General features: G+C 36.7%; 10 protein-coding genes and 1 pseudogene. 5 read left to right on the top strand and 6 right to left on the bottom strand.

From position 1 onward, the window contains the following. From Q0X89_RS09825 to Q0X89_RS09815, 3 genes and pseudogenes are all read right to left on the bottom strand, one after another. A pseudogene (locus tag Q0X89_RS09825) lies at positions 1-305 on the bottom strand (phosphoglycerate dehydrogenase); the annotation flags it as partial. 254 nt (positions 306-559) lie between these two features. After that, the gene (locus tag Q0X89_RS09820) at positions 560-1720 is read right to left on the bottom strand and encodes a cellulase family glycosylhydrolase (protein ID WP_297693601.1); all 1161 of its coding nucleotides are present in this window, start codon (positions 1718-1720) and stop codon (positions 560-562) included. 84 nt (positions 1721-1804) lie between these two features. Then, positions 1805-2257, bottom strand: a complete 453-nt coding sequence (locus tag Q0X89_RS09815) for an isoprenylcysteine carboxylmethyltransferase family protein (protein ID WP_297693599.1) — start codon at positions 2255-2257, stop codon at positions 1805-1807. A 74-nt stretch (positions 2258-2331) separates the two neighbouring features. Between Q0X89_RS09815 and Q0X89_RS09810 the strand changes: the two genes are divergently transcribed. The 5 genes from Q0X89_RS09810 (at position 2332) to Q0X89_RS09790 (ending at position 8427) form a co-directional block, all read left to right on the top strand. After that, on the top strand, positions 2332-2907 hold the full coding sequence (locus Q0X89_RS09810) for a non-canonical purine NTP diphosphatase (protein ID WP_297693597.1): 576 nt from the start codon (positions 2332-2334) through the stop codon (positions 2905-2907). Positions 2908-3065: 158 nt separating this feature from the next. Continuing rightward, positions 3066-4865, top strand: coding sequence for a DEAD/DEAH box helicase (locus tag Q0X89_RS09805; RefSeq protein WP_297693595.1), 1800 nt, complete (start codon positions 3066-3068; stop codon positions 4863-4865). A 74-nt stretch (positions 4866-4939) separates the two neighbouring features. Beyond that, positions 4940-5719 (top strand): carboxypeptidase-like regulatory domain-containing protein, encoded by a 780-nt coding sequence (locus Q0X89_RS09800; protein ID WP_297693593.1) that lies wholly within the window; start codon positions 4940-4942, stop codon positions 5717-5719. Positions 5720-5850: 131 nt separating this feature from the next. Then, positions 5851-7542 carry an alpha-amylase family glycosyl hydrolase gene (locus tag Q0X89_RS09795; protein ID WP_297693591.1) on the top strand — a complete coding sequence of 564 codons (1692 nt, stop codon included), beginning with the start codon at positions 5851-5853 and terminating at the stop codon, positions 7540-7542. A gap of 72 nt (positions 7543-7614) precedes the next feature. Next, positions 7615-8427 (top strand): metallophosphoesterase, encoded by an 813-nt coding sequence (locus Q0X89_RS09790; protein ID WP_297693589.1) that lies wholly within the window; start codon positions 7615-7617, stop codon positions 8425-8427. 1 nt (position 8428) lies between these two features. On the opposite strand, the gene Q0X89_RS09785 is transcribed toward Q0X89_RS09790, so the two are convergent. From Q0X89_RS09785 to Q0X89_RS09775, 3 genes are read right to left on the bottom strand one after another with little or no spacing between them, the layout of a single operon-like run. Further along, positions 8429-8806, bottom strand: coding sequence for a VOC family protein (locus tag Q0X89_RS09785; protein WP_297693587.1), 378 nt, complete (start codon positions 8804-8806; stop codon positions 8429-8431). Positions 8807-8815: 9 nt separating this feature from the next. Continuing rightward, positions 8816-9343 carry an SRPBCC family protein gene (locus Q0X89_RS09780; RefSeq protein ID WP_297693585.1) on the bottom strand — a complete coding sequence of 176 codons (528 nt, stop codon included), beginning with the start codon at positions 9341-9343 and terminating at the stop codon, positions 8816-8818. Between the two features lie 41 nt (positions 9344-9384). Continuing rightward, the gene (locus Q0X89_RS09775) at positions 9385-10041 is read right to left on the bottom strand and encodes an RNA methyltransferase (RefSeq protein ID WP_297693583.1); all 657 of its coding nucleotides are present in this window, start codon (positions 10039-10041) and stop codon (positions 9385-9387) included. Between the last annotated feature and the right edge of the window lie 29 nt (positions 10042-10070).

Below are 10070 nucleotides of genomic sequence, written 5' to 3'. Positions count from 1 at the left end.
TCAGAATATTTTTCAAAAAACTCCTTATTTGCCAAAATGGATTTAGAAATTTTTTGCCGTAATTCCTCAACGAGCGGGTCTAAATGGTCTTTGTGTGCCTTTAGAAGTTGAATTCTTCTTTCGAGGGATTCCGTAAAAGAAATATCCCCGTCAATGCCAAGATTCGTTATTTCCTGAATCTTATGAATAACATCATCCCTCTCAGGCCTTCCCTGAAGGGTCATTTCCGCCAACACATCGAGGGCTTCTACCCTGGTCAATGTACTATCAAAATCAAATACGTACTTACGTCCCACTTCTGTCATTCTTTATAAAAATTAAGATGCAAAATTATTAAATTAAATCCGTGCGCGGTAGCCTCTCGATTCAAAAATGCAGTTTATGTAAGTATATGCGATTTCCATTGTGGATTGTTCTGCATTAAGTCCGAATCATTTAGAATATTCAAATTTGCCACGAACAAAAGTTTATATGATTTCTTTTCGCACATCAGGAATTAAGTTATCATTAAATAGAAAAATCAGGTATATAGCTGGCAATATATTGGTGAACTAAAGAATTATTTGGAATTACTGTTCAGCTGTTTAATAAAATCTGTCTCTTCTACGGAAAAAGGAGAACCATCGGGCCTTAGAATGTCGTGATGCCAGATTTCAGGTTCCTCGGTGAATGTAGAATCCCAGCTTTTCCAGGGATAAATAGTATTCGTCTTACCAGATACAAATCCCCAGTTGATAGCGGCAATTTTATTTTCTTTAAGAATTGGAAGCACACTTTCAAAGGTATTACCCACTCCTCTAGCGAGATACTCTGTGCAAAATAAGGGCCTATTATACTTTTGAAGTTCAGTAATTTTCTTTTTTACATTATCTATTTCCCCATCATATGCATGAAATGAAATGATATCAGAATTCACAAGCATATAACTATCCAAAGCAGGCAGGCTATCCGGGGTACCCCAATGGTCAATATTTCCCCTCCATATACCAGTAGTCAAAGGCTGACTGGGGTTTACTTCTCTTGCCCATTTCATTACTTTTTTCAAGAGCATTAGTGAATATACATGTTTATTGTCCACTTCCAGTTGCCGTCTTCCAGGCTGACCGGCAACATTATCGGGCTCATTATAGAGATCCCATACTAAAACCCTATCATCATTGGCAAAGTGCCGCACTACTCCTTTGATGTACGATTCTAATTCATCATGTCTGGTACTATCTCCAAGAATTTCAGCACCCGGAGACTGTACCCAGCCCGAATTATGTACATGCGGAACAGGTTGTGGCTGAACTCCCGGTTTGGGAATTGGATGCCACACATCATCAAGTAAAACAAACATGGTCTTTATGTTATATTTTTCAGCCAATCCCAAATAATTTTCAAGCCGATTTAAAAAGCCAATTGAATCTTGTTCCCAGAGCAAATTATGGAGATATACCCGATGAAGATTCATTCCCAAATCTGCTGACCACTTTAATTCCCTGTCAATAGTTTCAGGATCAAAGGTGTCTTTCTGCCAGAATTCAAGTTGATTTATGGAAGAACTTGGATTAAAATTTGCGCCCAAATACCAGGGCTTATCATTATACCAATCCCATGCCTCTTGAGCAGACCACTTTTGGCCTTCTTTAACAACTTCTTGTCTATCCTGCTTTTTTAAATTTTGTTCTCCACATGCCAGAGCAAGAATAAGTATCGTACAAACCCCTAAATATTTCATTGATTTTGGTTTTAATAAGCTAATATTTCTTAAATAAGTTAAATAACTAATATTTTTTGCCTTTTAAAAATTGTACTTAGTGAATCAAAACCACCTTCTAACTCTTATACAATAGTGTTTATATTCTTTACCAAATAAGCTAGCCAGCGATGATTCTTCAGGTTGAATTTGAAAAGTGTTCATATAAGAAACAAAACCGGCAGCTAGAAGAACGTTGAATGCATTGGCTAACCACAGTGCCCAACCTAACAATATGAGCAACAACCCCAAATACATCGGGTTTCGCGAGTATTTATATATGCCATTTGTAACCAAAAAAGTGGCCTTAGAAGGGTTTTTAGGGTTTGTTGTAGTCTTGACCAGGTGAAACTGAATTAATGCCACACAACTTATAACGACTGCTAAGAATAGCAGTGCCTTAATTAGATATGATCTGCCAAAAAAATCAAAATATCCAACCGGTAAAAATTCAGCCAAAAGATACATGAGGCCTCCAAATACCAAAAAAATGATTGTCGGTGGTAGTTTAAGTTTCATAATTGAAAAAATGCAGTAAATAAAAATACTATTTTTAACCTGGTCAACAATTTTTTTATGAACTCATTTGGCATATGGATTTAGTTTTCGCCACACACAATGCAAATAAATTAAAAGAAGTAGGTCTTTTGCTTCCCAAAGACATACGTCTTATCTCCCTGGAAGATCTTGGTTGTATCGAAGAAATACCGGAAACAGGAACAACGCTGGAGGCTAATGCACAATTAAAAGTTGACTACATTACGCAAAACTATGGAATATCGTGTTTTGCAGATGACACAGGACTAATTATAGATGCCTTGAATGGTGCTCCCGGAGTCTATTCTGCCAGATATGCCGGAGAAGAAAAGGATCCTGAAAAAAATATAGAAAAAGTATTATTTGATTTAATGAATATTACATCTAGAACAGCGAGATTTAAAACTGTAATTGCATTAAATCTAAATAGTAAAAAAATTCTATTTGATGGAGTTGTTGAAGGTACAATAGGTACTGAAAAACGGGGCACCAATGGCTTTGGTTATGACCCTATCTTTATCCCAACAGCTTATGACCAAACTTTTGCCCAATTACCTCTGCATATAAAAAATGAAATTAGCCATAGAGGAAAGGCGCTGCAAAAGCTTATCAAATACCTTTCTAAAATTTGAAAATTTTAAGTTTGGCCACCATCTAAATAAATAAGAGTATCTTTGCCGCTTAAATTGACGCCGCTGGTATAGCATGTGTTGCGCTGAGTCTAATAAGTTATAAGGATAATCGCTCTATGCAACATACATATTTGCGATTAGGTAAATTATAACATATTATGACAAAATTTGAAGCATTGGGGCTCAATAGCGCCCTGTTGAATGCTATAACTGATTTAGGATTTGAAACTCCATCCGAGGTTCAGGAAAAATCCATTCCAATTTTATTAGAGGATGAAATAGATTTAGTGGCCCTGGCCCAAACCGGAACAGGTAAAACTGCTGCTTTTGGATTTCCGTTAATTCAAAAAATTGACAGCAACAGCAGAACTACCCAGGGTTTAATATTATCTCCAACCCGAGAACTTTGTTTACAAATTACAAATGAAATGCAATTGTATTCCAAATATGTCAAAGGTTTGAATACAGTAGCTATTTATGGAGGTGCAAGCATTACTGAGCAGGCCCGGCAAATTAAACGAGGTGCTCAAATAGTTGTCGCCACCCCGGGTAGAATGAAGGATATGATTGGCCGGGGAATAATAGACATTTCCAAAATTGACTATTGCATTCTGGATGAAGCAGATGAAATGTTAAACATGGGATTCTACGAAGATATTAAGGACATCCTTTCAAATACTCCTAAAGAGAAATCTACTTGGCTTTTTTCAGCCACCATGCCCAGGGAAGTGGCTACAATTGCCAAGAAATTCATGCATCATCCAACGGAAATAACCGTAGGTGAGAAGAATTCGGGAGTAGACACTGTACAGCACGAATATTATTTAGTGGGTGGACGCGACAGGTACTCAGCATTAAAACGACTTGCTGATGCCAACCCGGGAATATTTTCTGTGGTATTTTGCCGTACCAAACGGGATACCCAAAAAGTTGCAGAAAAGCTAATTGAAGACGGATATAATGCCGGTGCTCTGCATGGAGATTTAAGTCAAAACCAGCGCGATCTGGTAATGAATGCTTTCCGTAAAAAACAAATTCAAATGTTAGTGGCTACGGATGTTGCGGCTCGTGGAATAGACGTGGACGATATAACCCATGTAATTAATTATCAGTTACCGGATGAAATAGAAACCTATACCCATAGAAGTGGTCGTACAGGAAGGGCTGGCAAATCTGGTATTTCTATGGTGATCATAACTCGAAGTGAATTGCGTAAAATTCATGCTATAGAGAAAAAAATAAAGCAGAAATTCATTGCAAAAAAGATACCTACCGGGATTGAGATTTGCGAAATTCAGTTGTACCATTTGGCTAATAAGATCCGTACTACGGAAATAAATGAAGAGGTAAATAATTATTTACCGGCCATTCACGATGTTCTTGACGGTCTTGACAGGGATGAATTAATACAAAAAATTGTTTCTGTAGAATTTACTCGTTTTTATAATTATTATAGTAGAACTAAAGATCTGAATTCAACTGAACCAGATCGCAGGGAAAGAAATAGAGGAGGTTCAAGTGATTTTTCCAGCAACGGATCTGTCCGCTATTTTATAAATGTTGGAGAACGCGACGGGTATGACTGGATGTCCCTAAAGGACTTTTTAAAAGATACATTGCACCTTGGTAAGGATGATTTGTTCAGAGTAGACGTTAAAGATAGTTTTTCTTTTTTCAATACTGAAGCCACTCATAAAGATCAAATATTAGAAACCTTTACCGATTTTAAAGTCAAAGGGCGATTTGTAAACGTTGAAGTTTCCAATAGTCCCGAAGGAGGAGAAAGACGGAGAAGAGACAGAGGATCAAAGGGTAAAAGAGATAGTAGAGACGGGGATAGAAGCCGAAGCAAAAGAAGAGAAGGTAACTTTTCTAAAGGCGGTTCAAGAAGATCTGGATCCAAACAGGGTTCATCATCCGGAAATAGGCGAAGCAAAAAAAGAGATGGTTTCTATTAGTTAATTGTATATTAAAAAATATGCCAGGGCATCTATTTTTATTTTATTCGCATTATCAATTAGCATCATACTGAATGAATAAGTATTTATTGTGTTTGTTTGCGTTATTTGGCTTTGTTGGGTTGTCCCAGGTAGATGAAGAGCAACAAGAAGGAAAGGAATTTGAGGCTATAGTTATTAATGCGCAATCCAGTACTCCTTTAGAAAGTGTGCATGTAATAAACCTTAACAAGGTTGTAGGTACTATTACCAACGCTAAGGGTGAATTTTCTATTAACGCTTCTGTTAACGATACACTTTACTTTTCTTACTTAGGCTTTAAATCTCAGAAAATTCGTGTTACGAATGATATGTTTAAGTTTAAAAACACCAAGATTGCACTTACAGAGCTTGCATATGCACTGGAAGAAGTAGTTGTAAAACCATATGAATTAACAGGATATCTTGAAATTGATGTAAAAAATTTGCCTATTAATACATCTTATCAATATAGTATCTCCGGATTACCCACAAGCTATGAGGCAGGAAGCAAAAATCCAAGTGCGGTAACCAAAGTATTAGGTTCCATTTTGAATCCGGCCGACCTTCTTCGAAATCTATTTGGTAAACGACCTAATCAGATGAAAAAGTTGAGACAAATTAAGGAAGATGAAGACATAAGGGATCTACTTGCTTCTAAATTTGATCGGGAAACACTTACCGAATTATTACAAATTGATGAATTTGATATTAATGACATACTTTCCAATTGCAATTATTCGACCTCCTTTATAAAAACGGCTAATGATTTGCAAATATTGGATGCTATTAGCAGTTGTTATGAAGAATACAAAGTGCTTAACAGAAAAAAATAAAGCAGCGCTTAAGGCTTAATTACCAGCAACATACTTCAGGTAGGAATATCCTTATGAAACCCTTTAAAGGCTTTTGAAATAAATTTTCTTATTCCGCATTCATTTTATAGCTTTAGGCAAAATCTTTGACCATGAAAAAGCTGCTTATTGCAATTGCAGTTTCTGCACTTTTTTTGACCTGCAAGCAGGCAGAAAAAAAACCCCAAATCCCGGATACCAAAGTCCAAGACAGCACACAAATAGCTCAGAAAGAAGTCCCGTTTGTATGGCAGGGCGCGAATATATATTTTTTATTGACAGACAGGTTCAATAACGGTAATCCTGATAATGATTTGAATTTCGAAAGGACAAACGAAACGGCTACCTTAAGAGGTTTTATGGGTGGTGATATTCAGGGTATCACAAATAAAATTGAAGAAGGTTACTTTTCAAAATTAGGAGTGAATGCTATTTGGTTTACACCGGTAGTTGAACAAATCCATGGCGATACAGATGAAGGAACTGGTAATACTTATGCTTACCATGGATATTGGGCAAAGGATTGGACCGCTTTGGATCCCAATTTTGGCACAAAAAAAGATCTTGAAAATCTTGTAAAAACAGCCCATAAAAATAATATAAGGATTCTTCTGGATGTGGTTGTTAACCACACAGGTCCTGTAACCGAAAAAGATCCGGTATGGCCTGAAGATTGGGTAAGGACAGATCCACTTTGTGAGCACACAAATTATGAAACTACGACAAGTTGCACTTTAGTTGCAAACTTACCTGATATTTACACTGAATCTGATGAAGCGGTTGAACTACCAGACGCATTATTGGCCAAATGGAAAGAAGAAGGCAGGCTTAGCAATGAATTAGATGAGCTTCAACTCTTTTTTCAAAGAACCGGATACCCCAGAGCTCCAAGGTTTTACATTATCAAATGGCTAACGGACTATGTAAATGATCTAGGTATTGACGGTTTCCGGGTGGATACGGTAAAGCATGCAGACGAGCACACCTGGTTAGAACTATATGCAGAAGCATCTAAAGCATTTGAAACCTGGAAGAAAAAGCATCCTGAAGAAGTTTTGGATGACACGCCATTTTATATGGTTGGTGAAGCCTATGGGTACGGAATATCTGAAGGTAGAAAATTCGATTTTGGTGATAAGAAGGTCGATTATTTCGAATATGGTTTTGAAAGTCTAATAAACTTTGAACTAAAAAACGACGCTAAAAAGAATTATGAGACCATATTTAAAAAATACAATAGTCTCTTGAATTCCAAATTAAAGAACAAAGGGGTACTTAATTATTTGACGTCGCATGATGATTCTGAACCCTTCGACATAAATAGGGAAAGACCTTATTACACGGCAAATGTACTTTTGTTAACTCCGGGAACTTCACAAATATATTACGGAGATGAATCTGCGAGAGATCTTACTATTGAAAACACGGAGGGCGATGCAACTTTAAGATCATATATGAATTGGCAGGAAATTGATAGCCTGCAAGAAACTAAAAAGGTTCTTGCTCACTGGCAGAAACTGGGAAGTTTTCGTGTCAATCATCCTGCAGTTGGAGCCGGAAGGCATAAGCGCTTAGCTAAAAAACCCTATGTATTCAGCAGAACCTACATTGATGAAAATTTCAAGGATAAAGTAGCGGTAGGACTGGACCTGCCCAAAGGTAAAAAATCGTTATGGGTTAAGGGGTTCTTTGGAGATGGAACCAAGTTATATGACACCTATTCCGAGACTCATGTAGAGGTGAAAAATGGAAAGGTAACCCTGGAAAATGATTATAATATAGCTCTCCTGGAATTAGCGGATTAATTTAAGTTCTTAAATGAAAGCATATTCAACATTTGGAACCGGCAGGATTCATGCTTTAAATTAAGGATTTTTATGAAATTAAACAGGAGAAGTTTTATCATCAAATTCTTTTTTGCTCTGATGGGGTTGTTTTCTTTTGACATTTTATGGTTCGAAAAGTATGTAATTCAGTGGACCACCTATGATCTCTCAAAATCAGAAAACAAAATAAAAATAGTTCAATTAACTGATCTCCATATTAATGAATTAAAATCTTTCCATAAGGCTATTGCCAAAAGAATTAATAAAGAACTGCCAGACTTTATCTGCATTACAGGAGATTCAGTCAACAATAACAAAGGATTACCGGCTTTAAACCAATTCCTGGGGTTTATCAGCAATGATATCCCAAAGGTGGTTATCATGGGCAATAAAGAATATGCGGGAAGAGTGAACTTTAATTCTTTCAGAAATCTCATTGAAAAACATAATGGCCAACTACTTATTAATGAAAGTCTAAAATTCTCAAAGGCTAATAGAGACCTTGTAATAATTGGTGTTGATGATTTTATTGGAGGTAATCCGAATTTCACAAATGCATCAGCAGAATATGATAGTTTGGAGGAAACTATTGTGCTCAATCATTGTCCTGAATACAGTGACGAAATAGCGCTGTTAAATGAAATTGAAAAAGTAAACATTAAACTCATATTATCGGGGCATACTCATGGAGGGCAAATAACGTTTCTTGGAAAAGCATTTTATAAGCCTGGAGGTAGCGGTAGATTCTTAAGGGGATGGTACAAACTCAATGATATCAGAATGTATGTCTCTAAGGGCATTGGAACAAAATATATTCCGATACGCATGGGTTGCAGAGCAGAAGCCTCAATTTTTTATGTATAGATCAGTTTAAGGAATGTAAGGCTATCCTGTTTCCTTCAGTATCCGTTATCAGAGCCATAAAACCATGTCCCCCTCCTATTTCCTTTTTTTTCTGAATGATGGAACCTCCGGCAGCTGTTACTTTGGCCAATTCAACTGCAAGGTCTTTACAGGAAAAATAAAGAAGCGGACCAGCTGTATCACTTGGAGTATACATCTCATGTTTAACCAATGATCCCGGGCTACCAGATTTACCCTGAGCCGACGGAAACCAACCCATAATGAGTCCATCTAAATCATGAACAGAAATTGAAATATCAAAGACTTCCTCGTAAAACTTTCTGGCTCGCCCCATATCTTCTACAGGTATTTCGAACCAGCCCACCATATTGTGTTCCATGATAATAATTTAATGTTCCAATATATCTTTTAAACTTGCTAATCCTTCTTCAAAATCTTTGCCTACAGCCTTATCCATATTCATAAATAGCATCATTATACTCATTGGGAACTTATTTTTACCAGAGAAACCCCAGGTAATTTCTGTCTCGCCCTCACCGGCCTCTTTCACCCTTAAATAAGCGTCAGACTGAGACTTCCAGGGTTTTAGAAAACGTAACGCACTTTCAATGACTTCATTTTCAACGATTCGTTTTATTTCCTGTTCGCCACTACCAACATCCTTATTGCCTTCCCATTTGCTGGTAGCACCTATTTCACCATCGGAACCCACAAATTCCTTCTTCATATTAGGATCTCTCTTACCCCAAGGGCTCCAATTATCCTGATTTTTTAAAGACTTAAGATATTCGAATACCTCCGGAACAGGCTTCTTAACCGTTATTTTTCTGTTTACATCATAGCCTTTTGGCGCAATCATAGCTAAAATGAAAATAAGAACAACTATACCAGCTAGAATATATAAAATCGTATCCATCTGTTTATGAGTTAATTAGTTACTTCTAAATATAGTGAAATTTAGTTTTCTATCCTATATCTTTCAATAATCTTATCAATACTCTTAATAGACTTTTTAGTCCAATCAAGACGTTTTTCCCTAATTTCCCGTTCGCTCAGATGCCATGGTAATGTAGAATTTTTGAGTTGAAGTGTTAAGTTATATAATATAATGGCTGCGGAAACCGAGATATTGAGACTCTCCGAAAATCCCCACATAGGTATTTTCAAATAACTATCAGCCTGCTCCAGAACCTCAGGACTTAGACCTTCTTTTTCTGTTCCAAAGAACAGGGCAACTTTACTTTCTAACTTAAAATCCTCCAGCAAGGTGGCATCATTATTCGGAATGGTAGCAACAATCTTATAGCCATCTTTTCTCAATTTATGTATACAGGATTTAGCTGTAGTATATCTTTCTATATCTACCCATTTTTGAGCTCCCATCGCTATATTTTTGTCGAGACGTTGTCCGAATCGATCTTCTATGATATGCGCTTTCTGAATACCAAAAACATCACAACTCCTAATTACTGCGCTTGCATTATGCATCTGAAAAACATCCTCAATGGCAACCGTAATATAATTTGTGCGCTCACTTAAAACATCATTGAATCGTTGTAGCCGTTCTGGTGTAATATAGGTTTCCAAATAGGAAAGCAGATCAAGATCTATCATAACTCTAATTTAATAAAAATGTATCTTTA

It is taken from the genome of uncultured Eudoraea sp. (genome assembly GCF_947258525.1).
Classification (GTDB): domain Bacteria; phylum Bacteroidota; class Bacteroidia; order Flavobacteriales; family Flavobacteriaceae; genus Eudoraea.
The sequence above is the reverse complement of the archived record's forward strand: the minus strand, read 5'-3'. Positions and strand labels throughout refer to the sequence as shown.

What these genes read in the sequence shown, in the direction of transcription:
- Q0X89_RS09820 (WP_297693601.1), bottom strand. Translation starts at nt 1,720, where the DNA reads ATGAAATATTTAGGGGTTTGTACGATACTTATTCTTGCTCTGGCATGT.
- Q0X89_RS09815 (WP_297693599.1), bottom strand. Translation starts at nt 2,257, where the DNA reads ATGAAACTTAAACTACCACCGACAATCATTTTTTTGGTATTTGGAGGC.
- Q0X89_RS09810 (WP_297693597.1), top strand. Translation starts at nt 2,332, where the DNA reads ATGGATTTAGTTTTCGCCACACACAATGCAAATAAATTAAAAGAAGTA.
- Q0X89_RS09805 (WP_297693595.1), top strand. Translation starts at nt 3,066, where the DNA reads ATGACAAAATTTGAAGCATTGGGGCTCAATAGCGCCCTGTTGAATGCT.
- Q0X89_RS09800 (WP_297693593.1), top strand. Translation starts at nt 4,940, where the DNA reads ATGAATAAGTATTTATTGTGTTTGTTTGCGTTATTTGGCTTTGTTGGG.
- Q0X89_RS09795 (WP_297693591.1), top strand. Translation starts at nt 5,851, where the DNA reads ATGAAAAAGCTGCTTATTGCAATTGCAGTTTCTGCACTTTTTTTGACC.
- Q0X89_RS09790 (WP_297693589.1), top strand. Translation starts at nt 7,615, where the DNA reads ATGAAATTAAACAGGAGAAGTTTTATCATCAAATTCTTTTTTGCTCTG.
- Q0X89_RS09785 (WP_297693587.1), bottom strand. Translation starts at nt 8,806, where the DNA reads ATGGAACACAATATGGTGGGCTGGTTCGAAATACCTGTAGAAGATATG.
- Q0X89_RS09780 (WP_297693585.1), bottom strand. Translation starts at nt 9,343, where the DNA reads ATGGATACGATTTTATATATTCTAGCTGGTATAGTTGTTCTTATTTTC.
- Q0X89_RS09775 (WP_297693583.1), bottom strand. Translation starts at nt 10,041, where the DNA reads ATGATAGATCTTGATCTGCTTTCCTATTTGGAAACCTATATTACACCA.